Here is a 25,308-nt window from a genome sequence, read left to right on the forward strand (position 1 = left end):
TAAATGATAAATTTAAATATTGTGGGTTATTTTTTGTGTAGGCCACATTCTTTGGTATCCGGGTTTTCCCAATACCATCGACCAGCTCTAACATCTTCACCTTCCATGATGGCTCTTGTACATGGTTGGCAACCAATACTTGGGAAACCTTTTTTATGTAACGGGTTAACCGGAATTCCTTTTTCATCAATATAATCCCAAACATCTTGTTCGCTCCAAAATGCAAGCGGATTAATTTTTACGATGTTATTGTTTTCATCCCATTCAATTAATTGGATTTCAGATCGCGTAACAGACTGATCTGCGCGTAAACCACATATCCAAGCATCTAATCCTTTAAAAGCTCTTTTTAAAGGCTCTATTTTGCGAGTATTACAGCATTGCTTTCTATTTTCAATACTATCGAAAAATAGATTAATTCCCTTTTCTTTCACCATCGTTTCAACGGCAGTAGGCTGCGGAAAGTATACTTGTATGTTGGTTTTATATTTTTTTGATGTGCGGTCAATTAAGTCGTAAGTCTCAGGAAATAAACGTCCGGTATCTAATGTGAAAATACTAGCATCTGATTTAATAGATGTTACCATTTGTGTAAGAACTTGGTCTTCTGCGCCAAGACTTGAAGATAGGGCTATTTTATCTTCATACTTATCTAAAAAAAAAGTGATTAGTTCAATTGGGCTTGCATCTTTAAATTGCTGATTTAGTGCGTTTATTTGTTCTTTGGTCATCGTTAATTATTATATGCTTTATAGTAAATAAGCGGTTTTTGATGTTTAATTATTAACACCACAAACCGCATTAAGTTTTGTTTCTATCTTTGGTAGCCTATTTATTGCCGAAACATACGCCCATGTTGCGAGCCTTCTCAATAAGAGAGTGGTCGGGGCTTAGTAATTGAGTTTTTCCCCCAACTTCTTCAAGTGGGATAGAGGTTATGTTTCCTTTATCAAGGCAAACCATTGTACCAAAATTACCTTCGTATATTAATTTGGCAGCATGAGCGCCATATCGTGTTGCTAGAATTCTATCAGCAGGAGATGGGCTTCCACCTCGTTGAATGTATCCTAATATTGTTTCCCTGGTTTCAAGACCAGTTAATTCTTGTATTTGCTTGGCCACATATCGGGCTGCACTTTTTTTGCCTGGGCGCTCGATGCCTTCGCCAACAACTACAATAGAATAGGCCTTGCCTTTTTCAGCTCTATCTTTGAGTGTATTGGCTACTACATTCATATCATAATCTAATTCAGGTAACAGGATAATATCGCCACCGGCAGCCATACCTGAGTATAGAGCAATCCAACCAGCATTATGTCCCATTACTTCAATTACCATTACTCGTTTGTGCGAGTTTGCTGTGGTATGAAGTCTATCGATAGCATCTGTTGCTATATTTACAGCAGAATCAAAGCCAAACGTAACATCAGTTCCCCAAACATCATTATCAATTGTTTTTGGTAGCCCAACAATATTCAAACCTTCTTTAGAAAGTAAATTTGCTGTTTTTTGGGTTCCATTTCCGCCAATGCATACAAGGGCATCTAAACCAAGTTTTTCGTAGTTTTCTTTTATTACTTCAGGTTTATTCTCAACAGTATCTCCTTCCTGAGGTTTAAATGGTTTCATTCTTGAAGTTCCAAGGATGGTACCACCCAATGTTAATATTCCAGAGAGGTGATCTTCTGTAAGTGGTTGTGTATTCATGTCAATAAGGCCACTGAAGCCATTTGATATGCCAATTACTTCCATTCCGTATTGTACAATTGCAGTTTTACCAACGCCACGGATGGCGGCATTAATACCAGGGCAATCGCCGCCAGCAGAAAGAATGCCAATCTTTAATTTTTTATTTGCCATGATTCTAGAAATAATCTGTGAAATGGTAAATTTAATTGAAAAATACTGTTTTATAAAGCTACTCGAACTTTTTTAATCGTCAATTAACTCAACTTTAACCAAATATTTTAGACATTATGCTTGGATTAGGGCCAAAAAAAGGCTGTGGGTTAACACAGCCTTTGTATATTTTAAGTGATGCTTTATTAGATAATTAATAGTGCATCTCCGTAAGTTCCAAAACGATACTTCTCTTTAACTGCAACAGCATAGGCATTCATCAAATGATCGTAACCTGCAAATGCAGCTCCCATCATCATTAGAGTAGACAAAGGTAGGTGCAGGTTAGTAACCATACAGTTTGCAACACGAAATTCATATGGAGGGAAAATAAATTTGTTAGTCCAACCTTCAAAAGGTTTAACATGGCCAAATGTTGAAACTGAAGTTTCAATTGTACGCATTACCGTAGTTCCTACAGCACAAATTTTTCTTCGTTGGTCTTTTCCTTTATTAATAATATCACACGCTTCATCAGTAATAAAAATTTGCTCTGAATCCATCTTGTGCTTTGTTAAATCTTCAACGTCAACAGAACGGAAATTACCTAAGCCAGCATGTAATGTAACTTCTGAGAAGTTTACCCCTATAATTTCAAGGCGTTTCATTAACTCACGGCTAAAGTGCATACCTGCAGTTGGGGCAGCCACAGCTCCTTCGTGTTTGGCATAAATGGTTTGGTAACGCTCTCTATCCTCAGGCTCAACCTCACGGTCGATAGATTTAGGAAGTGGAGTTTCTCCTAAAGCAAAAAGTGACTTCTTAAATTCGTCATACGGACCATCGTATAAAAAGCGAAGCGTTCTTCCTCTTGAAGTTGTGTTATCAATAACCTCGGCTACCATCTCATCGTTTTCGCCAAAGTATAGCTTATTACCAATACGAATTTTACGAGCAGGATCTACCAAAACATCCCAAAGTTTCTGGTCTCTATTTAATTCACGAAGTAAAAATACCTCAATCTCAGCACCTGTTTTTTCTTTATTACCGTATAAACGGGCAGGAAAAACTTTTGTGTTGTTGAAGATCATTACATCTTGATCGTCGAAATAATCAACAATATCTTTAAAGATCTTGTGTTCTATTTCTCCAGTTTTTCTATCTAACACTAGCATGCGAGATTCATCGCGATTATAGGTAGGATGAGATGCAATTAATTCCTCAGGAAGGTCGTATTTAAACTTCGATAACTTCATTTGCTTTCTTTAGTTTTACTACACTTAATAATAGTAAGTGGCAGTATATTATGTGATTAATACTAAATTATTCGATATTATTCTGCAGTGATTTGCAGGTCGGTTATACGTAGGGTTTTTGAATAAGTTACAAATTAATTTAATTTTTTTTCAAATTCCTCTAAACTAAGAGTATTTTCTACAGAATATTTACCAATTCTGGTTCTGCGTAAGGTAGTTAGATGTGATCCGCTTTTTAAAGCATAACCAATATCTCTAGCTAAACCTCTTATGTAAGTACCTTTGCTGCAAACAATTCTTAAAACAAGCTCATCATTTTTAAAATCAACAACTTCGATCTCTTTTATAACAAGCTTTTTAGGTTTTAGTTCAGGTGTTTTTCCTTCGCGAGCTAACTCGTAGGCTCTTTTACCTTTTACTTTTACCGCAGAAAATGCAGGAGGAATTTGATCTAATTCTCCTACAAAGTTTAAAAGTTCTTTATCTATTAGAGCTCTGTCGATATGTTCTGTTGGAAAAGTCTTATCAATTTCAGTTTCTAAATCAAACGATGGAGTAGTGGCCCCCAATTTAAGTGTAGCCACATATTCTTTTTCCTTGGCTTGGTAACTGTCAATAGTTTTAGTGGCTTTACCAGTACAAATGATTAGTAAACCTGTTGCTAAAGGGTCAAGCGTTCCAGCATGACCAACTTTGAGCTTTTTAACGCCAAGGTAAGTGCATATTCTTTTTCTAACCTTATTAACCATATCAAATGAAGTCCATTCATATGGTTTATCAAAAAGAAGGAGAGCACCTTCCTTAAAGTCGTATTCTGATTCTGTATTCACAAATATAAATTTATAGAGCAAAAGTTATTGCTATAGCACCAACAATAGCACAATAGATTGCAAAGTAAATTAATTTACCTTTTTTTACTAGGTTAATCATTGCAGTACAGGCAAGTAAACCTGCTGTAAAAGCAGCAATAAAACCTATTAGAAGAGGAAGGGCACCAATAGAAGATTCTGCTGAGAAATCAGTTTTAAGTATGCTTAATACATTTTCTCCTAAAATTGGTACAAGTACCATTAAAAATGAAAATTTAGCTACTGATTCTCTTTTATTCCCAAGTAATAATCCTGTTGCAATGGTTGATCCCGACCTAGAAATACCTGGAAGTACTGCAACTGTTTGTGCAATACCAATTATAAAAGCATCTTTAAATGAAATCTCTTTTTGCTTCGATTTTGCATAAAAGGTAAATGCTAATAGTGTTGCAGTGATTAATAACATGCAACCTACTAAAAGTAAGATATTACCAGAGTTAAATATTTCTTCAACATAGTCTTTGAAAAATACACCAACTATGCCGATTGGAATCATACTTACCGCAATTTTTGCAATGTATTGGGTGTCCTCGTTCCATTTAAAAGAGAATAGACCCATAAGTAGTTGAAGTATCTCTTTACGAAATACTACAATTGTACTCAATACAGTTGCTCCATGAACTATAACAGTAAAGGTTAGGTTATCAGTGGCTTCTACGCCTAGTAGTTGTTTGCCAATTTCGAGGTGACCACTGCTACTTACGGGCAGGAATTCTGTAAGTCCTTGAATAATTCCAAGAATTAATGCTTCAATCCAAGTCATTTAATAAGTGTAATTAGTTGTTGTGATTATGGAAGTGATGTTTAATACTATTGTTTTGGTTTTTTCATGATGGCATATATTTCAAATATAAAGCCAAATAAAACTAGCATTGGGGCAAGTGTGATTCTTTGAAATCCGTAAAGTTCTTCACTAAAAACATTTGGGTCTTCACTTCTTCCACCTATCATTAAAATGAAACCGAGAATAATTATACCAAAACCAATTGCCATTAAAATATAGTTTTCTTTAGAAAGGGCAAATTCGAATTTGGAGTTTTCTTTATTAGACATATCGAGATTGTTAGAAATATAATTGATCTGTTTTTAATTTTAAATATTTATTTACAGCAAAGTAAGTTGATGTAAATGACAAGGTTATGCCAAGTAAAATCACCAAAATAAAAAGTATTCCGATGAGTTCAATATTATCAAAACCTATAAAGCCACCTAGTTCATGGTGAAGAATATAAATTACTCCAGCCAACATTCCGTTTGCAATAATTGCGCCAATAAAACCATGAAATAAACTTATGCTGATAAAGGGTTGCCTTATAAATCCTTTTGTAGCGCCAACAAGTTGCATGGTATTTATTAAAAAACGTTTGGCATATACCGATAATCTTATGGTATTGTTTATAAGAGCAATGGCAATTAAAAGTAGTAAACCACTAAATACAAGTAGTACAATGCTAATTTTATTTACATTATCATTTACCTTTTCAATTAGGTTTTTCTGATAATAAACCTCTTTAACTTGGGTAAAGGAGTTAAAGATTGCTTCTACTTTTTTAATGCTATCGGGGTTTGCGTATTGTGCGTATAATTTTACTTCAATAGAGGATAGTAGAGGATTGTATCCTAAAAAATCAACAAAATCTTCTCCTAACTGCTTTTGCAATTCTTCAGCAGCTTCATCTTTATCAATATATTCGGTTGATTTAACAAACGAAGAGGCATCTAAATACTTTTGTAAGCGTTTCACCTCTACTTCTCTAATGTTATCTTTTAAAACAACATTAAAACCAATATTTTCTTTTACATAATTTGATAAGCGGTTGGCATTTAAAATGAGGTAACCAACTGAACCCAATAAAAATAGTACAAGCGTTATACTTATTACTGTAGTAAAATATGAATTAATCAGCTGTCGTTTGGCTCTTTTCTTATCTTTCATACCCTTAGGTTATTGTAAAATCGGCGTAAATGTACTCAGTACTTATTAACAAGGCAAGATTTAAAAGTGATTTATATCCTGATGTAAATTAAAAAATTACACCCATTCGTTAATGTAGTTCCACGAATGAATAAAGGCCAATATTGTAAAGACTGATATCAGTAGCCAAAAAATCCATTGAAATAGTTTTGTAATAGCTCCTTTAATTGGAGATTTAGCGGCAATAATTAGTTGTGTAATCATCCAAAAGATATAGTTAGCTGCAATAAACCCTAATACTAAAAGTGGTTCGAAATTACATCCGTTACCTCTAATTCCTATCATAATTAATATGAAAGATGATAAGACTTGAAAGCCTGTTATGTAATGAAATAGAGCTTTAAATATGGTTTTAACTGTGATGTCAATATCACTTTTACTTAAGGGTTTATAGTAAGACTGATTGCCTATTGTAAGGTGCCCCAAGGTGGCAAAAAGTGCTATTATACCGGCAATTAATGCGTATGTATTCATTTTCTTAATGTTTATAATGCATCGTGAATATAAAAATGTTTTGTATACAAAAAAAGCCTTCCATTATAAATGAAAGGCTTTAGCTTAGTTTATTAACTATTAGAATCGTTTACCAAGGGAAACTCCAAATGAATAAGCTGAATATTCCTCTTTTATATCGTATGAAAATATAGGGGTTAACTCCCAACCATTTTCAATTTCAATTTCATAATCAATCCCTAGTTTAGCTACAAAGAAAGAGGTTGCATCTGATTTTCCAACAAATTCGGTTTCATAACCAGGCCCTAAAAATACACCAAGTCTATTGATAGGAGAGTAACGAACTACAGCAGCAACCACAAGTACGTTATTTCTTTCTAGTTCTTCTTCATGTGTGGTTCTAATATAATATTGATCTAATTCAACATCTCCAATAAATCCAACTTCGAAGTGGTGGTTTAGTTTGTAATAATATTCTATACCAAATGTTGGAACCCACTTACCTGTACTTTCAACATGTGTTTCGTGTTCATAAAAGGCTGCACTAATGTGGGTAAATCCGCCATAAGCTGCAATTTTATGTTTCCCATGTTCGGCATGAATTAAGTTGGTTGATTCGTGATGATGCTCACTCTTAGTATTAGTTTGGTGATGGTTTTGTGCATTCACTGAAATTATTAATCCAATTGACATAATAAGAACAGTAATAATTCTTTTGTTTTTCATTTTTCTGGAGAATGTGTTAAAAATATATAGGTGCTTATGATAAAATATGCACCTTTTGCGCAAAAGTATATAATTTGACGAGGGCGTTAGTCTATTTTTGCAAAAAAGAGATGGTTCTTTAGTTAAATTTAACAGTTGTAAAAGTGATTTTTGTCATTATTGCGCATTATATTGTTTATTTTTGCAAAAAAAATATCAAACAATTATGGAATACTTTCAAGAAGGGTATATCGCCTTATTTTTAATTATTTGTATCGGTTATATTATTGGTAACATTAAGTTTAAAGGAATTTCTTTAGATATATCTGCAATTATTTTTGTAGCTCTGGTTTTCGGACATCATGGTATCATGATGCCAAAGATTATTGAAAAAATTGGATTAATATTATTTGTTTACACCATTGGAATTCAGGCTGGTCCAGGTTTTTTTGATTCTTTCAAAAAGCAGGGTAGAACATTGGTGGTAATGGCAGCTGTTGTAATAATATCGGCGTCATTGGTTACCTATGGGTGTATATTGTTGTTTGATATAGATGTACCTGTAGCCATAGGTTTATTAACTGGTGGATTAACATCTACACCCGGTTTAGCGGCAGCCATTGAAAGTACCGGATCGCCTAACGTTTCTATTGGTTATGGTATTGCTTATCCGTTTGGAGTAATTGGAGTAATTCTTTTTGTAAGGTTATATCCTAAAATATTTAGAGTAAATATTAAGAAAGCAGAAGAGGAATACGAATCGGGAACAGTAGATGCCTTTCCAGAGATTAGCACTTGCCACTTTGTAGTTGAAAATGATAACGTAGTTGGTAAGTCTATTAGAGATTTAAAGGTGCGTACAATGACACAAGGTGTTATTTCAAGAATTAAAGCCGGAGGTGAAGTAAAAGCACCAACCTCATCAATGATTTTAGGAAAGGGTGACATTATTAAAGCGGTTGGTACACAAGATGCACTTAAAAAAGTTGAGATCTTAATAGGATCTCCAACACAAGAGTCTATCCCACTAATTAAGGGTTATGAGATTCAATCAATATTAGTTTCTAATCCAGAGGTTGTTAATAAAACAATTAGAGAAATAAGTCAGTGGACATCTACATATGACTTAACCATTACTAGAGTACGTAGGTCTGGTATCGATATTACACCAAGTCCTAACTTAACTTTACAGATGGGAGATAAAATAAAAATATCCGTTAGTAAAGACCACTTAAAAATGGTTACTAAAATGTTTGGGGGTAATAGTAAAAAACTATCAGATACTGATTTCTTTCCCATTGCTGCCGGTATAGTACTTGGCTTTTTATTGGGTAAGTTTTCATTGAACCTAGGTGATTCTTTTACATTCTCTTTAGGTTTAACCGGAGGTGTTTTAACAGTTGCGATGATATTAAGTAGAATTGGAAAAACAGGCCCTATAATTTGGTCTATGTCCGGTGGAGCCAACCAATTATTACGAACACTTGGATTAATGTTCTTTTTAGCTGCAGTTGGAACAAAAGCAGGTTCTAGCATTGTAGAAACTTATAATGAATACGGATCGATGCTATTTTTAGCAGGTGCAATTATTACTCTTGTACCAATGTTTTTAGGAGCTTTGGTAGCAAAAATATTCTTTAAGGTAAATGTATTGTCTATGCTTGGTGCTTTAACAGGATCTATGACCAGTACACCTGGACTAGCAGCTGTTGATCCAATGACAGATACTAATGCCCCTTCAATTGCCTATGCAACTGTATATCCTGTAGCTATGGTATTATTGATTATATGTGTACAGATATTGGCTTCGCTAGGATAGAAGTTTACAGAGAAAAGATAAAGCCGATGATTATTAAACTTTCATCGGCTTTTTTATTTTATTCATCTTCTATTGATAGTGATTTAATAGCTTCATCTAATTTTTCGGCTAAGCCTGATGTGCCACTTACATAATTTGAAATTTGCTGTATGGCCGAATTTACATTATTAGCCTCGTAAGACTGATTCTGACTTGATTCTTTTATCTGATCAATTAACAAAACAATATTATGTATATAACTTTGCAGTTCTGTTATCTTAGTATTCGCTTCACGCGATGATTCAAGACCTTTGTTAGAGGTTTTTTTGATGTTTACAGCCATCTCTTGAGAACTATCTGCCAGCTTTTTAATTTCATTGGCAACTACTGAAAAACTTCTTCCATATTCTCCAGCTTTAGCTGCTTCTATTGTCGCATTTAGTGCCAATAGGTTTGTTGTTCGTGCAAAACCCGATATGGACTCAATATCTTTGGCAATATCCTCGATAGAATTAACCGTATTATTAACAACCTTAACACTAATCTCAGAATCAACTTCTATTTCTTTTGCACTTTTATGCATTTTAGCTGCATCAGTTGCATTTGTATTAATTTCATTTGCCATTTGATCAATAGAGGCTGATATTTCTTCAATTGTGGATGCTTGGCTATTGGTTGCCTCTAATAATTGTGCAGATGTTTCACCAAGTTCTAACTTTACTTCATCCATAATTATAGACAAGCGCTCTTTTGCCTCAGCTAGTTTTTTACTTCTACTTTCTGATTCAGCAGTAGCTTCATTTACCTTTTGTTCTAATCGTCGTTGACGTTCTTTTATAATTCGAACCCTCCGCCTGCTAAGGTAAATTATTGATCCTGCTATTATAATTGCTACTAACGATCTAAACCACCAAGTTTCATACCAGGGTGGAAGTATTATTATTTCAATACTTGTTCCTTCTTCATTCCAAACGTCATCATTATTCGATGCTTTTACTCTGAATGTGTAAGTGCCGGTTGGTAATTTTGTATAATTGGCTTCTCTACGTGTGCCAATATAATTCCAATCATCATCAAAACCCTCCATTTTATAAGCATATTGATTCTTTTCAGCAGCAATATAGTTTATGGCGGCGAACTTAAACGAAAATATGTTTTGGGTGTGATCTAAAGTAATGGACGAAGTTTTTGTAATGCTTTCTTTTAATGGTGAATCCTCATTGGCTATTGATACAGGTTTATTAAAAAGCTCAAAGTCAGTGATAATTACTTCTGGTTGTTTTTGGTTAATTTCAAGTTGATCTGGGTAAAAAGAGTTGTATCCATTTACTCCTCCAATATAAATTTTTCCGTCAGAATCTGCGATATTACAGTTATTAGAGAACATATTATCTTGTAGTCCATCATCAACAGTATAGTGTTTAAAATTAGTGAGCATGTTTTCTGAAGAGGCTGCACTGTTATAGGTAAATTCAGATAATCCTTTGGGGCTTGATACCCAAATGTTATTGTTTTTATCGATGAAAATATTCTGAATTTCATTACTTTTTAATCCATCCCACTCTCCAAAGGAATTAAAATTTAGACTATCTTCATTAAAAACGTTTAATCCATCTAAGGTCCCTATCCAAATGTTGTTTTTATTATCTTGGCTAATAGAGGTTATTAAGTTAGCGCTTATACATTTCTTATCTGCTTTACTGTATTCAAATTGATTAATAGCTTCAGCTGTTTCCGAATAAATTTTTAACCCTCTAGGGCCGCCTAACCAAATACGTTGTTTATTATCCTGAAAAGCAACATTACAAGGTTCTTTTAAAATCAACGTTAAGTCTTCATCCTTAAAGTTTATAGGGTTCTTTTGTAGTCGATCGACGTTAAGTAAAAATACACCAGATTCATTTAGAACCCATATTTTACCTTTGCTTATTAGTATATCTTGAATCTTACTTTTGGGTATAAGGTTAGTTGATTTTTTAGTGTTTGAATCATAAATGATAAGTCCATTATTGATCGTTCCTATAAATAGAACCCCATTACTATTTTCTTTTATAGCACTGACCCAAGGAGCATATACTCCAAATTTATTTGTTTTTAATGTGTATTCATATTTACCTGTTTTAAGGTCCAATATATTTATTCCACCGCCTTGAGTTCCTACCCATATTTTATTTTTTCGTTTATGCAGGCTCCTCACAAGAGGCATATTTATGGCCCTATTGTTCCCTGGAATACATTGGTGATGCTCAAAATTATTTTTATTGACATTTATATAATTAACACCGGCGCTCCATGTTCCTATCCATACATTACCTTGCCTATCTTCTTTTATGTTATAAAGAGCATTTTGCTTTAGACTATATAAGTTACTCTCATCATGGGTATACTTCGTAATGTATAAGTCTGTATCTATAGTTTTATTGGATTCAATAATATTTAAACCTCTATTCGTACTTATCCATATATTTCCTTTGCTGTCTTGCGTTATACCTCTAATTTCTTTTGAGGCCAGGTTATTTTTCTCAGGATTTAAATAGATGAATTTGTCTGATTCAATACTGTTTAAAACAGCTATCCCAAACTGATTTGAGCCTATCCAAATTCTTTTATTATTATCAACCATTACCGCTAATAGGTGATTTCCTTTTAAAGAATTAGGATTGGTACTATCATGTACCCAAGTTTTTTCTATTTTTTTTGTATTCACATTAATTAGTGTTAAGCCTGAATCAAGCTCTGCTAATAACATATACTTATCACCAAATTTACTGATGGATGAAATACCTTTATAGTATATCTTTCGGTTATGTAATATATCTCTATACAATTGGTTAAAAGTGTTTGTCTTTTTATTATATACAGTAAGTCCCCAACCAGTTGCGAGCCATATTTCACCATTTTTATCTTCTTCGATACCATATACTGTTGCAGAACAAAGAGAATTGGTGTCTTTTGCATTGGGGTAGTAGTTAGTAAATTGTTGGGTTGACGGGTTATATTTTGAGAGTCCTTTGTTTCTTAACCCGGCCCAAATTAAACCTTCGCTATCCTCAAACAATGTGTTTACTTCGTTACCTCCTATACTAAATGGGTCGTAAGGATTTCGTCGATGATGTTTAAACTCTATTCCATCAAAACGATCAAGTCCGCCACTTCTGGTCCCAAACCACATATACCCATTTTTATCCTGTAAAGAGCAATAAACCGTGTTCTGAGATAGGCCATTATTAGTTGTGTAATTATTAACCTTGAATCCTTGTAATTGCGCGGATATTGAGACGCAAACAAGTAGTAATGATATTAAAAAAGGTATTCTTTTCATGGTTTGTAGTTTTTTGTGTGTGTAAACCATAGAAAACGAGAATCTATGTCACCAACAAAGTTACTTATATAGCATCAGTCGTTAGTAACAAATTTCACCCTATTAAAGGGGGTGAAATTAATATTTGCAGTAAGTGTCAAGATTATTTGGCAACTTTATTTAATACTTCAATAGCTGCTTCAAGATCTTTCTCTCCTACAGAAATATTTAAACGTAGGTGTTTTGATTTTACTTTTTGATGATAATAAAAACTGGTAGGCATAGTTGCTAACCCATGTTTCTCCATTAGCTCAATAGCAAAATCGACATCATTTTTTGAAGTTAGACTTTCAATATTAATTAACTGAAAATAGGTTCCCATTGAAGGAATAAGTTTAATTTCAGTATCGTCTAAACCTAATAATAGTTGATCTCTTTTATCTTGATATGTCTTAAACAAAGAGCTATCGTAACCTTGTTTTTGAAGATAATTGTTAGCTGCCATCTGGCAGGGAAGGGGCACACCTTCACTCATTGATGCTAATACTTTTCTAATTGATTTCATATAGTGTTCAGGAGCACTGCAATAACTAATATTCCAATTGGGAATTAATAGAGACTCACTAAATGAAGAAACAATTATACTTTTTTTCTGAAGTTTAGGATATAAACAAACACTTTGTTGCATATTCCCATCAAACAGTACTTGTTCAAAGGATTCGTCGCTAACAATAATTACATTAGTTCCATTAATTACTTTCTGAAGCCTAAGCATATCAAGTTCAGTAAAAATAGACCCTGTAGGATATTGTGGCGTATTAATAATAATCATTCTAGTGTTGGGTGTAATCACCTTTTGCACATCATCCCAATTAACTTCGAATGATGGCTGTTTTAATGGAACATATACTGCATTTGCGCCAACAATATTAATAGCAGTTTTATAGCTCTGGTGTGTAGGTTCAAATATTACAACATCATCACCTTCTTTTATAAGTGCAAGAATTGCCGAGAATACCGCTTGCTTAATACCTGCAGTTATTGTTATTTCTTTTTGAGGGCAATAATTATAATCGTACAGCTTTTTTGTATGATTAGCAATAAACTCTCTCAGCTCAATAGTACCAAACTTCGGACTTCTTTGATTAGAGTATTCCTTAGTGTAGCCCTGAAGGCTATTAATTAGTTCATTATTTGCGTGCAATGCAGATGAACTTTCAGCAAGATTAATAAGATTGTTTTTACGTGTGTACTCGATTATACTTCTCGGGGATGTAAAGATTCTACTATCAGAACTGATTAATGGTGAATTCATAATTAGACGTTTTAATTTAGGTTAGTGAGGGATTTAATGAAAAACGCTTTGATACAATTTACAAAACTTTTCTGATATAAAAATTCATAAAGCTATTTTATTCAAATAGCTCTTTTAGTATGTCTAGTGATTTGATTTTAGTAAAGCCGTGAAGATGGTAATTATAATACTGAAGAAGTTTTTCAAGAAACTGTGTCCTACTTTCGCGATTAAGCTTTAGTAAACCTAATTGGGTTAATCCTAAATGGCTTATTTCTTTTAATATTTCAGTTTCCCATGCATTCATAAAGTGTTTGTGACTTGGCTCTATATCGGTGAAGTGTCCGTTGTTTAAATCAAAATACCTGCTGTTAATATGGTTATCGATATTAGGGAAGAAGCCTAGTGGTTTTGTTAATTGCAGAAGAAAAAATAGATGATAGTTTTCCAGTCCTTGAATATCAGAATCTAATATTTCAATACTTTGATGTAAAAAGTTGAATAGGTTATTATGGGGTTTGTGCTCTTCAGTGAGGCTTTTGCTCAAAACTTCCGCCATAAAAAAGGCAATGCTTCTTCTGAGGGGTTCAAACGGAATTTGGAAGAATGGAGTATTGACTTTAAAGTCTTTAACTCTCTGAATTTGTGATTTATTTTTATTGTATACTTCTAAATCAACTAGGGCTAGAGGTTGAAGGAATATATTCTTCCCCTTATTCTTTCTGCTTTTCACGCCATTAATCATATAGGATTGTCTGCCAAATTCTTCAGTGAAAATATGAGAGATAACACTTGTTTCTCCATATCTAGTATAATTTAGTACAATTCCTCTGGTAGTTTGTAGCATGAAAATTAGTTTTCCGCAAATATAATAAATGCATTAAGCTCATTAATATACAATTGAATATTCTGAAAAACGGTAATTTTTAATAAATATATTTAAATATCTACATGTAATAAATGTGTTTTGGAATGAATATTATATATTTACTGCGGAAATGTGCTAGTTTAATCTATGTTAAACAGGGAAAATATGATAAAGAGATGAAGATTCAGGACTTAGATGCAAATGAATTAGATAGAGCAGCAAGTATGTTAAAGGCAATTGCGCATCCAACGCGTATTGCAATTTTAAGCTTGCTTGAGGATAATAGATTTACCGTTTCAGAGATACATAAAAATCTTAATATAGAACAAAGTACTACCTCTCACCATTTAGGGATACTAAAGGATAAAGGAGTGCTTGTGTCTCAGCGTGAGGGTAAAAACACGTACTACTCATTAAAGTATGAGAGCATTCAAAATATTATTAATTGTGTAAGTAAATGTGCCCGAACTTAATTGCAGTTGTCAATTATCATGTTCGTGAACAGTTGGGATAGATGAGGAAAGTAAGATTAACAAAAGAATTTAGGTTTGAGATGGCTCATGCCTTGTGGAATTATGATGGTTTATGTAAACATTTTCATGGGCATTCATATATATTGCGAGTTACAGTACTAGGAGAACCTATTGCTGATAATAATAGCCCTAAAGATGGGATGGTACTTGATTTTGGTGTACTAAAACAGATAGTACACGAAGAGGTGGTGGATAGGATGGATCACACAGTGGTGCTCAATAAAAATGCTGATATTAAAGGGTTTTTAGAAATTCCACAAATGGGCGAACGTGTAATACTAACAGATTACCAACCTACCTGTGAAAACATGATTATTGAAATGGCAGAACGTATTTCAGCACGTTTACCAAAAGAAGTAGAGCTACATAGCTTACGATTAAACGAAACTGCCAATTCCTTTGCTGAGTGGCATGCAAGTGATCAATAAGTAACAAAGATATCAATAACCTATGTAATTGAAGTTTCAGTTACATAGGTTATTTTGTTTTAGTTTCTCTTCATTGTATTGAATCGATACGAAAAGGCAAGGGCCATATATCTACTGATTCCTTTCGTGTAGCTTGTGGATACAAATTTCGGAGAAGAGGTGTTCTCTCGGCCTCTATCAAGTGTATTAAATACATCATTAACTCTAAAGGTAAGTGTAGCCTGGTTGTCTAAAAATGATTTCCTTATGTTGGTATTTACAAACATACGTTCGTAATTTTGCCCAACAGTTGTATTCCTTGGAGATTCATAGGTTCCGGTAACTTGCCATTTAAAGGTCTTAAGAAAAGTAATATCCGAAGTTATTTTAACATTGTTTACCCAATCATTTATTCTTTCAAACTCACCATCTTTTAAATTATCAATGCCTTGGTAATAACTTAAGAAGTTTGTTTTCAAACGCCATACTTCAAAAAATCGGTTGCTTATATTTAACTCAAATCCAGTTTGTTCCATATTACCGATATTTTCAAACTTACGATGTAATATTTCTTCTCCATCTTCCTCAACTAACTCTTGATATTGTGTTATAACATCGGTATGATGCTTGTAGAATATAGAAGGCATAAAACGGTGATTACCAATTCTAAGGTTTGCACTTAGTTCGATATTATGAATTTGTTCTGGCGACAAGTAAGGATTACCACTGCTTTTATTATATAAACCATTGTAGACTACCATAGGATTTAATTGTCGATAGTTGGGCATTTTTACTCTTTTAGAGTAGCTAAAACCAAAGTCGAAATTATCACTGACTACATTTCGAACTTGTAGTGAGGGTAAAAAATTATGATTTCTATTAACTGCACCAGAATCATTAGTAGGAGAGTAGGGCTCAAGCGTAATATATTCATAGCGTAATCCACCGGCAAGCTCCCATTTCCCAAGTTGAGTTGATAAAACAGAATATCCTGTTGCGTTTCTTTCTGTTGTTTCAAAAATGTAGAACTGTGAACTATCTAGATCGGGAATATAGTCTTCATCATCTTCACTCCAGTTGTAATCCGTTCTTAGAAACTGATTATCAGTATTGGCATATTTATTAACAAAGAATAGACCCGATTCTATTTTTAGGTGTTTGTTAAAGCTATGTTCAAAATCGATATTTAACCTTGTGCTATTCATATATTCAGGCACATATCTATCTTGGGTTTTGTACCTCTTTTCTTCTTCACCAGTATCAGGCTCGTAAAAGTTAATAGTACGGTCTGATTGGTTCAAACTATTTTGGCCTTCGTGTTTGGCATTAATTATTAGGTTCGTATTACTACTGAAGTCGTAATTATAGCGTGCATTAATACTCCAGTATTCACGTTCATAATTTGCTATTGTAGAGTTTCTATTATCACTTCGTAGTGTAGAATCAGCTTTGTAATTTAAGGCCCTGTTATAACCATTATTATCCGTATCGTATTTTTGGTAGTTTCCTGAAATTCTAGCTGATGATTTTTTATTGATCTGATATTTAAATTTCTGACGGATGGTAGTTTTGCTGGTGTTTTTTTCGCTAGTTCCTGTGTTATTTAAAAAAGTAGGGTTGGTATCTGAAATCGTAATTCTTTTTGAATTGGCATCAATTTCATCATAAATATGAGTGTAGTTTACATTCGTACTTGAACTCAATTTGTTATCCTGTAACATGATATTGCCACTCAGTTGTTGTCTATCAGGAGTTCCTAACATCCCCGTTACTCTTCCATTTGATCCTTTTAGGTTATCCTTTTTTAATACGATATTAATAACACCCGCACCATTTTGTGAAGCATACTTGGCTGATGGGTTATTAATAATTTCTAGTTTATCGATAGCATCAACAGGTATCGTTTCTAATGCATTCTGCAAATCGGTTGGTACGCCATCAATTAATATGGTTGCAGGTGCTCCTCTAAGCGTTACGTTACCATCGGCATCGGTTGAACCGGATGGTACATATTGAATCAAATCTAAAGCGCTTTCGTTGGCATTGCTTAAATCATTGCCCACATTAAGTGTAGTTTTTCCTAAGCCTTGTTCAATGGTAGGGCGTTGTGCTTTTACTTCAACTTCTTCTAACTCCGTTAACTGGTCTTGTAGTTGAAGGGCTCCTAAATTAACATTACCATTGACGATGATATTGTTTGTGGTTAATGGTTCATATCCTAAAAACGAAACCATTATAGAGTATGTGTTGGAAGCCAGATAAGGTATGGTAAATTCACCATCAATATTAGTAGTTACGCCTCCAACTAAAGCATTTTCTTCTTGTGTGTATAGCGCTACATTAGCAAAGGGCACTGTTTCTCCTTTGCTATTGGTAACTATTCCTGTAATTGACGATTCATTTTGAGCCCAGCTGATTAGTGGCATTGTCAGAAGGATGAGAAGTTTTAGGTATTTCATTTACTTTTAGTGCTTTTACGATTGTTATAGTTAAGAGCTATAAAAGTAGTGTAAGCTTAAAATCTTATGGGGGACAGACGTAATTATAGTGTGTCTACGGATACGAAATACTGTTGAGTACAAAGTTGTATAAAAAAAGAAAGAGCCGGCTTACCCGGTGGGATGGGTAATAATGCCGACTCTTTTAGTTGCGCGAGTGAATACACTTTGCAACGTGTATTGTATAGATATAATCTAGTTTACTTATGCTTTTTTAGCATCAATTCTTTTTACAATATATCCGTATGCTACTAACGATATTGCTGATATAAGAGCAATGGCCCCAAAGTAGTACCAGATGTAATGTGCATGCGAAGTAGCTTCGGCCCATTCAGCTGTTCTACCTCCAAATTTAATTGGGTCAGGACAGTATTGATCTAATAATACCCCCGACATTAAAAATCCAAGTATACTTGATAAGAAAGAATGTAAATGGCTAAATCCTAAATACAATCCTTCTTCACCTTTAGGTGCTTGAAAAGAGAAGTACTCTAAGAATCTTGGCGAGATAAATGATTCTGCCAATCCTTGAAAAGCAATACCCACAATCATCATAAAAGCAATTGGGTGCATATTTATAAAGCTCATGGTTTCTCCGCCAATCATATTACCAGCAGCCATACAAAATGCCGATACTGGCATAATAAACATACCAATGGTCATTGAATATAAGGCAGAGCGTTTCTTCATTAATGAAGTAATTAAACCTACTGTTGTAAATACAATTAATGGGTTAACATTTGCATACCAACTTGGTGAAGCACTTTCTCCCGCCATACGCAATACATACTTAGGCATGGTAGCGTAAAGTTGATGTTGTACCATCCAGAAACCTGTGATAATAACAATTAGTACAATTAAACGCGTATTGCCTAATACCTTAATAAAAGCAGTCCATATTTCAGAAAAAGTTTTACCCTCACGCTGTGCTGTTGATGGTTTAAAGAAGAACCAAACCGCTATTAGTGCTAATAAGGTCATACCGGCAGAGAAGTAACTAATGTGAATTAAACCCACATTTCCCATTGCGTCTCTTAGTGGCTTTACGATTGTTTTACCAGAGAACGCACCAATGTTTACGATGGTGTAGAATATTGAGAAACCAGTGGCTCTGTTTTCAGCTGTGGTTTCTAGGGATACGGTACCTGTAATTACCGATTTAATAAAACTACCACCAATAATAATAAGTGCCATTATTGGAATTATTCCATAACGCCAATTGCTATCCTCTAAACCTGTAAATGTGGTTTCAATATCATAATGTGCTAAACCTGCTCCTTCTAACATAGTTGGAAATAAGCCAAGCCCAAAATATCCTAATGTTAAAAATGAGAAGGCAACTAATAAGGATTTTTTAAAGCCAATTTTGTCGGCATAAGCACCGGCAAATGTTGGTAAAAAATATAATAATGCAGAGAATGTACCTGCAATAGCTGCTGCCTCTATATCATTAAAGGCTAATATTCTTGATAGATATAGCGTGATAACAATAAATACTCCGTAATACGCCGCGCGTTCTAGCAATTCGGCAAAGTTTGCTGTCCAGAATGCTGGCGAAAACTTTCTTTTTCCTTGACTCATGAATAATAATTAAATTTTATGGGGCATAAGTACTAAAAGTGATTGATTTAATAAAAGATAAAAGTCAGCTTTTACGCCAAATCTTTTATTCTCAATTACTCAAAGTACTTGTATTTTTTGCACCCTTATTTATTAATTAAACATGCTCAATATCTGTATGATCTGATATTTCGCTGTTGTCAGTACACAAATCACTTACATTTAAATTGTGGATATTATGATTGCCTGTTATTCGTCCAAAGTCTTTTAATTCTTCAGTGGATTGAATTAAGTAGTTTGCAACGCGTTCTGCACTTTTTTCAACACTTAATCTTTTTCTGAGTTCAGGATCTTGTGTGGCAATTCCTACAGGGCAGTTTCCCGTGTTACAAATGCGGTATTGCTGACAACCGCCGGCAATCATTGCAGCAGAAGCTACAGCTATGGCATCGGCACCGAGGGCAATTGCCTTGGCAAAGTCGGAAGCTACTCGTAAACCACCAGTAATAATTAAGCTAATGTCTGAAGCGTTATTGGCATCGAGGTATTTGCGAGCCCTGCTTAGTGCAAATAACGTTGGAACCGAGGTGTGGTCTTTAACGTGTTTTGGAGCTGAACCTGTTGCACCACCTCTGCCATCAATGGTGATAAAATCAGGTTTAGCAAATAGAATAACCTCTAAATCGGCTTCAATATTGCCGGCAGCAATTTTTATCCCGATAGGGCGACCATCTGATTTTTCTCTCAGCCAATCTACCTTAGCTTTTAGGTCTTCTTTACTTTTGATATCCTTAAAATTAGCAGGACTATGAATATCTTCACCTTCTTTTTTACCTCGTACTTTGGCAATTTCAGCCGTTACTTTATCGCCTGGTAAATGTCCGCCCATTCCAGGTTTTGCACTTTGTCCTATTTTAATTTCAATGGCATCGGCACGTTTAAAGTTTTTATCAGTGCAACTGTATTCGTTGGGGATATACTCAAAAATATATTTGTAGGCATTATCAATTTCATCGGGTAATATACCACCCTCACCAGAGCAAATTAAAGTTTTGGCTTTGGCGCTTCCTTTAGCTAATGCTGTTTTTATTTCGGCTGATAAGGCCCCGTAAGACATATGACTGATGTATATAGGCGTATCAATCTCTAAAGGTTTCTTTGCCTTGGGGCCAATAATAGTTTTGGTTTTTACTTCTTCGTTATGACTCAAGGGAAACTTAGCCAATTGTGCTCCTTTAATTAAAACACTATCCCATGAAATTATTGGGCGAAGTGTTTTCATGGCTTCCGTTTCCGAGGTTAAACCATCTGCCATAGCATGAATCTTTCTAAAGTAAGGTTCTGTAGCTTCATCACTTTTTGCCCATTCAGATAAATAGGCTTTTGATTGATCTGCGTTTTTTGTTGTTTCTGCTACTGCACTTTCTGCGGCTTCTTCAACTTCCTCGAAGAAGGATTTGTCGGAACTACAGATAGGACATAGGTAATCGTCTTCTAATTCGCTCCAAACTTTGTGCTCACTTTCTTCATCATACTCGTAACCACATGCTAAACATCTATACTTTGCCATAAATCTTGGTTTATTTTGTCTGCATTGAAGGTACAAGGATTTTTTTAGAAATTAAATCCAGTTCTATCATCATAACGAATCCTACTACTATTTACTTAGAGCTTCCGTGAAATTTCACGCAGCCCTTGCGTGAACATCTACGCCGAGTGGCGTGAATATTTACGTCGAGTGGCGTAAACATCTACGTCGGGTATCGTGAATACCTACGTCGTGAATACCTAAAACTTAACGCTTAGTTACACTATATGAATACGAAATCACCCACAAATTAACTCTATGCTAACAATTCATCTTTTTGAATCTTCAAATTGGTATAAATTACTAAATTTGACTGATCAAAATTGCCTTTATCAATAAGGCTGAAGAACAGGAGAGGAGAATAATGTCAGGATTAAAAAAGATAAAGCAGCCTATTAAATCAGAGATGGAAGCCTTTGAGCCTTATTTTAAGGAGCAACTCAAATCAAAAATTCCACTACTCAGTATAGTTACCAATTACGTTTTACGCCGTAAGGGAAAACAAATGCGGCCAATGTTGGTATTTCTATCGGCTAAATTGAATGGGCAAACCAACGATGCCTCCTATGTGGCGGCTGCTTTAATTGAATTACTGCATACGGCTACTTTAATTCATGATGATGTTGTGGATGAAACCTACCAACGACGCGGATTCTTTTCGGTTAATGCACTTTGGAAAACAAAAATATCGGTTCTAGTTGGAGACTATTTTTTATCGCGAGGTTTAATGACCGCCTTAAATAATGATAGGATAGAAGAACTTAAGGTAATATCGCACGCAGTGCAAGAAATGAGCGAAGGTGAGTTATTACAAATAGAAAAAAGTAGAAAGCTAGATATTACAGAAGAAGTTTATTACGATATCATCACTAAAAAGACCGCCACTTTAATTGCTGCATGTACGGTAACAGGCGCTTTATCTGTTGATGCAGATAAGGATAAGTTGGCCTTGATGAAAGAGTTTGGAACAAACCTAGGAATTGCTTTTCAGATTAAGGATGACTTGTTTGATTACGAAAAAACAAGCGCCATTGGAAAGCCTACTGGTAACGATATCAGAGAAAAGAAAATGACACTTCCTTTGATATATGTGCTTAACAATGCCGATGCCAAGGTGCGTAAAAAGCTGCTTTCTACCATTCGTCGCCATCATAAGAATGATAAAAAGGTAGCGGAGATTATCCAATACGTGCGTGATAATGGCGGTATTGAGTACACCTACGATAAAATGATTGACTACAAAAATAAGGCGCTTGAAATATTGAATCAGTTTGACGATTCAGAAGCCAAAGAGGCCATGACTGAATTGGTACAATACACTATTGATAGAAAGAAATAGAACAATTAGTATAAAGTATAAAGATCTCAGCTTTACTGAGTCTTTCGTCTTTATACTTTTGTCTTACTACTAAAAATACTTTCAATTACAATACACTAATATAAATGAGGTAGTTTACAAACAGTACAACTACCTTTACTTTTATAAATACAAGATTATTATGTCAGCAGAAAAGAAGATATTTTTATTAGATGCCTACGCATTAATTTATAGAGCTTATTATGCATTTATTCGTGCGCCACGTATCAATTCTAAAAAACTAAATACCTCAGCCATTTTTGGTTTTACCAATTCATTATTGGAAGTTTTACAGAAAGAAAAACCAACACACTTGGCTGTTGCTTTTGACCCTTCGGGGCCAACCTTCCGACACGAAATGTTTGAACCCTATAAAGCGCAACGAGAGGCTACACCTGAGGATATAAAATTGGCGGTGCCATACATCAAGCAACTATTAGAGGCTTTAAATATTCCGATTCTAGAGGTAGCAGGTTACGAGGCCGATGATGTAGTGGGTACAGTTTCCATCCTCGCTGAGAAAGCAGGGTTTGAGGTTTATATGATGACTCCCGATAAGGATTATGCTCAGTTGGTTACCGAGCATGTAAAAATGTATAAGCCACGAACCAAAGGTGGTGGTATGGATGTGTTAGGAGTGGCTGAAGTTTGTGAAAAATTTGGCATAGATACACCGCTTCAGGTAATTGATATTTTAGCCTTGCAAGGCGATTCTGCCGATAACATCCCTGGTTGTCCGGGTATTGGAGAAAAGGGTGCCAAAGACATTGTTAAAAACTTTGGTGGATTAAAGGGTATTTACGAGCGCATTGATGAGTTTAAAGGTAAGCGAAAAGAGAACCTGATTAACTTTAAAGAGCAGGTTGAATTATCGTATACTTTGGCAACTATTCATCGCGAAGTACCCATTGAATTTGATGAGGAAGCTTTAAAGGTATCCGAACCTAATAAGGACAAGTTATTCCCACTTTTAGAAGAGTTGGAATTTAAAAATATGATGAGCCGTTTCGGTTTTGAGGCAGCTGCTGCAAGTGCTCCTCAGCCAGTGGTATCTGCTCAGGGCGATTTATTTGCACAGCCTCAGGTTGCTGAAACACCCACTTTTACATCATCCTTAAAAACAATAGCAGACGTAGATCATAAATACTATTTGGTAGATAATGAACAGGCCTATGCTTCCTTAGCTGCTGAATTAAGTATTCAAAAAGAATTTTGTTTTGATACAGAAACGACCAGTTTAGATGCCATGAGTGCCGAGCTAGTAGGTATTTCTTTCTCGTGGAAAGTAGGAGAGGCTTACTATGTTCCTTTTCCAGAGGATCAGGATGCGGCAAAAGAATTGGCCTTGAAATTTAAAAATGTACTAGAAGATCAGAACATCTTAAAGATAGCGCAAAACCTTAAGTACGATGCTTTAGTGCTCCGTAAGTACGGCATTAAAGTGCAAGGAAAGATTTTTGATACCATGGTAGCGCATCACTTGGCATTACCGGGTTTTAAAAATAGCATGGACTTTATGGCTGAAACTTATTTGAGTTATTCGCCTGTTAAAATAGAGTCGCTTATTGGTAAAAAAGGCAAGAATCAGCTCTCAATGCGACAAGTAGAAATGGAGCAAGTGAAGGAGTACGCTGCTGAGGATGCCGATATTACTTTACAGATTAAGCAATTTATTGAGCCTAAAGTAAAGGAAGCAGGTTTAGAAGATTTGTTTTATCATACCGAAATGCCTTTACTTTTGGTATTGGCTGAGATGGAATATGCTGGCGTTCGTTTAGATGTGGACGAATTAAAGGAATTTGCCATAAAACTAAATGCACGTATTGCTACGCTTGAAACCGATATTAAAGCCATTGCTGGGATGGACTTCAATGTGGCCAGTCCGAAGCAAGTTGGGGAAGTGCTTTTTGAGCATATGAAAATTGATGCCAAAGCCAAGAAAACAAAATCAGGTCAATTCAGTACCTCGGAGGAAACACTCGCCAAGCTTAAGGGCAAGCACGAAATTGTTGAGAAGATATTAGAATTCCGTGGACTTAAAAAATTAGTAAACACTTACGTGGAGGCTTTACCATTATTGGTGAACCCTGATACAAATAGAATACATACCACATACAATCAGGCTATGGTGGTAACCGGCCGTTTGAGCAGTACAAATCCTAACTTACAGAACATTCCAATCCGCGATGAGGATGGACGAGAAATACGTAAAGCCTTTAAATCATCCGATGAGGCGCATGTGTTCCTATCGGCCGATTACTCACAAGTGGAGCTTCGCTTAATGGCGCACCTTAGTCAGGATAAGCATATGTTGGAGGCCTTTAATAACAATGAAGATATTCATGCTGCAACAGCTGCTAAAATATACAAAGTACCTTTGGATGAGGTAACAGATGATATGCGAAGAAAAGCAAAAACGGCCAACTTTGGTATTATCTATGGTATCTCAGCCTTTGGTCTATCAGAGCGTTTGAATATTCCTCGTACCGAAGCCAAGCAATTAATTGAAGGCTATTTTGAGAATTTCCCTCAGGTAAAAGAGTACATGGACAAGAGTATTGCAGTGGCTCGCGAAAATGGCGCAGTAGAAACTGTTTTCGGACGCAAACGTAATTTGCCCGACATCAACTCTCGCAATGGAGTAGTGCGCGGCGTAGCAGAGCGTAACGCCATTAATGCACCCATACAAGGTACAGCGGCCGATATTGTGAAGATGGCCATGGTTAATATCCAACAAAAGTTGGAAGAGGCTAAACTACAATCGAAAATGATTTTGCAAGTGCACGATGAATTGAACTTTGATGTGCTTACAAGTGAACTAGAACAAGTGAAAACCATTGTTAAAGATGGTATGGAAAAAGCTTGTGAATTAAGTGTACCACTTTCCGTAGATATGGGAGTAGGTGCGAACTGGCACGAGGCGCATTAATTTAGATAAGAAAACAGACAAAGGGCGACAATCATAATTGGTTTTCGCCCTTTGTGTTATAAGAAACAAATATCGTAT

The 25,308-nt window shown here is 35.0% G+C and carries 20 protein-coding genes; 5 read left to right on the forward strand and 15 right to left on the reverse strand.

The window, feature by feature from the left end:
- Positions 1 to 26 precede the first annotated feature (26 nt).
- The 9 genes from A8B35_RS20605 to A8B35_RS20645 form a co-directional block, all read right to left on the reverse strand.
- Positions 27 to 731 (reverse strand): phosphoadenylyl-sulfate reductase, encoded by a 705-nt coding sequence (locus tag A8B35_RS20605; RefSeq protein ID WP_075603868.1) that lies wholly within the window; start codon positions 729 to 731, stop codon positions 27 to 29.
- 97 nt (positions 732 to 828) lie between these two features.
- A complete protein-coding gene (locus A8B35_RS20610) occupies positions 829 to 1,860 on the reverse strand; it encodes an ATP-dependent 6-phosphofructokinase (RefSeq protein WP_075603869.1) in 1,032 nt (343 codons plus the stop codon).
- Between the two features lie 185 nt (positions 1,861 to 2,045).
- Positions 2,046 to 3,095 carry a tRNA preQ1(34) S-adenosylmethionine ribosyltransferase-isomerase QueA gene (gene queA / locus A8B35_RS20615; RefSeq protein WP_075603870.1) on the reverse strand — a complete coding sequence of 350 codons (1,050 nt, stop codon included), beginning with the start codon at positions 3,093 to 3,095 and terminating at the stop codon, positions 2,046 to 2,048.
- A 134-nt stretch (positions 3,096 to 3,229) separates the two neighbouring features.
- Positions 3,230 to 3,925 (reverse strand): tRNA pseudouridine(55) synthase TruB, encoded by a 696-nt coding sequence (gene truB, locus A8B35_RS20620; RefSeq protein WP_075603871.1) that lies wholly within the window; start codon positions 3,923 to 3,925, stop codon positions 3,230 to 3,232.
- 10 nt (positions 3,926 to 3,935) lie between these two features.
- Positions 3,936 to 4,727 carry an undecaprenyl-diphosphate phosphatase gene (locus A8B35_RS20625; RefSeq protein ID WP_075603872.1) on the reverse strand — a complete coding sequence of 264 codons (792 nt, stop codon included), beginning with the start codon at positions 4,725 to 4,727 and terminating at the stop codon, positions 3,936 to 3,938.
- A 47-nt stretch (positions 4,728 to 4,774) separates the two neighbouring features.
- On the reverse strand, positions 4,775 to 5,017 hold the full coding sequence (locus tag A8B35_RS20630; protein WP_075603873.1) for a DUF3098 domain-containing protein: 243 nt from the start codon (positions 5,015 to 5,017) through the stop codon (positions 4,775 to 4,777).
- A 10-nt stretch (positions 5,018 to 5,027) separates the two neighbouring features.
- Positions 5,028 to 5,900 (reverse strand): cell division protein FtsX, encoded by an 873-nt coding sequence (locus A8B35_RS20635; protein ID WP_075603874.1) that lies wholly within the window; start codon positions 5,898 to 5,900, stop codon positions 5,028 to 5,030.
- Between the two features lie 96 nt (positions 5,901 to 5,996).
- Positions 5,997 to 6,413, reverse strand: a complete 417-nt coding sequence (locus A8B35_RS20640; RefSeq protein WP_075603875.1) for a hypothetical protein — start codon at positions 6,411 to 6,413, stop codon at positions 5,997 to 5,999.
- A 99-nt stretch (positions 6,414 to 6,512) separates the two neighbouring features.
- Positions 6,513 to 7,118 carry an outer membrane beta-barrel protein gene (locus A8B35_RS20645; RefSeq protein ID WP_075603876.1) on the reverse strand — a complete coding sequence of 202 codons (606 nt, stop codon included), beginning with the start codon at positions 7,116 to 7,118 and terminating at the stop codon, positions 6,513 to 6,515.
- Positions 7,119 to 7,323: 205 nt separating this feature from the next.
- Between A8B35_RS20645 and A8B35_RS20650 the strand changes: the two genes are divergently transcribed.
- The gene (locus tag A8B35_RS20650) at positions 7,324 to 8,916 is read left to right on the forward strand and encodes an aspartate:alanine exchanger family transporter (RefSeq protein WP_075603877.1); all 1,593 of its coding nucleotides are present in this window, start codon (positions 7,324 to 7,326) and stop codon (positions 8,914 to 8,916) included.
- 58 nt (positions 8,917 to 8,974) lie between these two features.
- Here A8B35_RS20650 and A8B35_RS20655 read toward each other — a convergent pair whose 3' ends face one another.
- From A8B35_RS20655 to recO, 3 genes are all read right to left on the reverse strand, one after another.
- Positions 8,975 to 12,217: a ligand-binding sensor domain-containing protein gene (locus tag A8B35_RS20655; RefSeq protein WP_075603878.1), complete on the reverse strand. Its 3,243-nt coding sequence runs from the start codon at positions 12,215 to 12,217 to the stop codon at positions 8,975 to 8,977.
- Positions 12,218 to 12,359: 142 nt separating this feature from the next.
- Positions 12,360 to 13,511 carry an aminotransferase class I/II-fold pyridoxal phosphate-dependent enzyme gene (locus A8B35_RS20660; protein ID WP_075603879.1) on the reverse strand — a complete coding sequence of 384 codons (1,152 nt, stop codon included), beginning with the start codon at positions 13,509 to 13,511 and terminating at the stop codon, positions 12,360 to 12,362.
- Positions 13,512 to 13,608: 97 nt separating this feature from the next.
- Positions 13,609 to 14,337 carry a DNA repair protein RecO gene (recO, locus tag A8B35_RS20665; RefSeq protein WP_075603880.1) on the reverse strand — a complete coding sequence of 243 codons (729 nt, stop codon included), beginning with the start codon at positions 14,335 to 14,337 and terminating at the stop codon, positions 13,609 to 13,611.
- 125 nt (positions 14,338 to 14,462) lie between these two features.
- Between recO and A8B35_RS20670 the strand changes: the two genes are divergently transcribed.
- On the forward strand, positions 14,463 to 14,831 hold the full coding sequence (locus A8B35_RS20670; RefSeq protein ID WP_083634626.1) for an ArsR/SmtB family transcription factor: 369 nt from the start codon (positions 14,463 to 14,465) through the stop codon (positions 14,829 to 14,831).
- A gap of 41 nt (positions 14,832 to 14,872) precedes the next feature.
- Positions 14,873 to 15,319, forward strand: a complete 447-nt coding sequence (locus A8B35_RS20675; protein ID WP_075603881.1) for a 6-pyruvoyl trahydropterin synthase family protein — start codon at positions 14,873 to 14,875, stop codon at positions 15,317 to 15,319.
- A 59-nt stretch (positions 15,320 to 15,378) separates the two neighbouring features.
- Here the strand turns inward: A8B35_RS20675 and A8B35_RS20680 are convergent, their stop codons facing one another.
- The 3 genes from A8B35_RS20680 to A8B35_RS20690 all read right to left on the reverse strand — a co-directional run bounded on the left by A8B35_RS20680 (position 15,379) and on the right by A8B35_RS20690 (position 20,926).
- On the reverse strand, positions 15,379 to 17,757 hold the full coding sequence (locus A8B35_RS20680) for a TonB-dependent receptor domain-containing protein (protein ID WP_083634615.1): 2,379 nt from the start codon (positions 17,755 to 17,757) through the stop codon (positions 15,379 to 15,381).
- A 243-nt stretch (positions 17,758 to 18,000) separates the two neighbouring features.
- Positions 18,001 to 19,377 carry an MFS transporter gene (locus A8B35_RS20685; RefSeq protein WP_075603883.1) on the reverse strand — a complete coding sequence of 459 codons (1,377 nt, stop codon included), beginning with the start codon at positions 19,375 to 19,377 and terminating at the stop codon, positions 18,001 to 18,003.
- A 136-nt stretch (positions 19,378 to 19,513) separates the two neighbouring features.
- Positions 19,514 to 20,926: a glutamate synthase-related protein gene (locus A8B35_RS20690; protein WP_075603884.1), complete on the reverse strand. Its 1,413-nt coding sequence runs from the start codon at positions 20,924 to 20,926 to the stop codon at positions 19,514 to 19,516.
- Positions 20,927 to 21,308: 382 nt separating this feature from the next.
- Here A8B35_RS20690 and A8B35_RS20695 point away from each other — a divergent pair, with 382 nt between their 5' ends.
- Together A8B35_RS20695 and polA are read left to right on the forward strand one after the other, a co-directional pair.
- On the forward strand, positions 21,309 to 22,283 hold the full coding sequence (locus A8B35_RS20695) for a polyprenyl synthetase family protein (RefSeq protein WP_075603885.1): 975 nt from the start codon (positions 21,309 to 21,311) through the stop codon (positions 22,281 to 22,283).
- A gap of 160 nt (positions 22,284 to 22,443) precedes the next feature.
- On the forward strand, positions 22,444 to 25,230 hold the full coding sequence (polA, locus tag A8B35_RS20700; RefSeq protein ID WP_075603886.1) for a DNA polymerase I: 2,787 nt from the start codon (positions 22,444 to 22,446) through the stop codon (positions 25,228 to 25,230).
- Positions 25,231 to 25,308 lie beyond the last annotated feature (78 nt).

Source organism: Saccharicrinis aurantiacus, from assembly GCF_001660705.2.
Taxonomy (GTDB): domain Bacteria; phylum Bacteroidota; class Bacteroidia; order Bacteroidales; family Marinilabiliaceae; genus Saccharicrinis; species Saccharicrinis aurantiacus.

Bases quoted from the DNA above. Each gene is read 5' to 3' on its own strand.
- A8B35_RS20670 (WP_083634626.1), top strand. From the start codon at position 14,463: ATGAATATTATATATTTACTGCGGAAATGTGCTAGTTTAATCTATGTT.
- queA (WP_075603870.1), bottom strand. From the start codon at position 3,095: ATGAAGTTATCGAAGTTTAAATACGACCTTCCTGAGGAATTAATTGCA.
- A8B35_RS20690 (WP_075603884.1), bottom strand. From the start codon at position 20,926: ATGGCAAAGTATAGATGTTTAGCATGTGGTTACGAGTATGATGAAGAA.
- A8B35_RS20610 (WP_075603869.1), bottom strand. From the start codon at position 1,860: ATGGCAAATAAAAAATTAAAGATTGGCATTCTTTCTGCTGGCGGCGAT.
- polA (WP_075603886.1), top strand. From the start codon at position 22,444: ATGTCAGCAGAAAAGAAGATATTTTTATTAGATGCCTACGCATTAATT.
- A8B35_RS20635 (WP_075603874.1), bottom strand. From the start codon at position 5,900: ATGAAAGATAAGAAAAGAGCCAAACGACAGCTGATTAATTCATATTTT.
- A8B35_RS20660 (WP_075603879.1), bottom strand. From the start codon at position 13,511: ATGAATTCACCATTAATCAGTTCTGATAGTAGAATCTTTACATCCCCG.
- A8B35_RS20640 (WP_075603875.1), bottom strand. From the start codon at position 6,413: ATGAATACATACGCATTAATTGCCGGTATAATAGCACTTTTTGCCACC.
- A8B35_RS20650 (WP_075603877.1), top strand. From the start codon at position 7,324: ATGGAATACTTTCAAGAAGGGTATATCGCCTTATTTTTAATTATTTGT.
- A8B35_RS20645 (WP_075603876.1), bottom strand. From the start codon at position 7,118: ATGAAAAACAAAAGAATTATTACTGTTCTTATTATGTCAATTGGATTA.
- A8B35_RS20675 (WP_075603881.1), top strand. From the start codon at position 14,873: ATGAGGAAAGTAAGATTAACAAAAGAATTTAGGTTTGAGATGGCTCAT.
- recO (WP_075603880.1), bottom strand. From the start codon at position 14,337: ATGCTACAAACTACCAGAGGAATTGTACTAAATTATACTAGATATGGA.
- A8B35_RS20605 (WP_075603868.1), bottom strand. From the start codon at position 731: ATGACCAAAGAACAAATAAACGCACTAAATCAGCAATTTAAAGATGCA.
- A8B35_RS20680 (WP_083634615.1), bottom strand. From the start codon at position 17,757: ATGAAATACCTAAAACTTCTCATCCTTCTGACAATGCCACTAATCAGC.
- A8B35_RS20630 (WP_075603873.1), bottom strand. From the start codon at position 5,017: ATGTCTAATAAAGAAAACTCCAAATTCGAATTTGCCCTTTCTAAAGAA.
- A8B35_RS20655 (WP_075603878.1), bottom strand. From the start codon at position 12,217: ATGAAAAGAATACCTTTTTTAATATCATTACTACTTGTTTGCGTCTCA.
- A8B35_RS20625 (WP_075603872.1), bottom strand. From the start codon at position 4,727: ATGACTTGGATTGAAGCATTAATTCTTGGAATTATTCAAGGACTTACA.
- A8B35_RS20695 (WP_075603885.1), top strand. From the start codon at position 21,309: ATGTCAGGATTAAAAAAGATAAAGCAGCCTATTAAATCAGAGATGGAA.
- A8B35_RS20685 (WP_075603883.1), bottom strand. From the start codon at position 19,377: ATGAGTCAAGGAAAAAGAAAGTTTTCGCCAGCATTCTGGACAGCAAAC.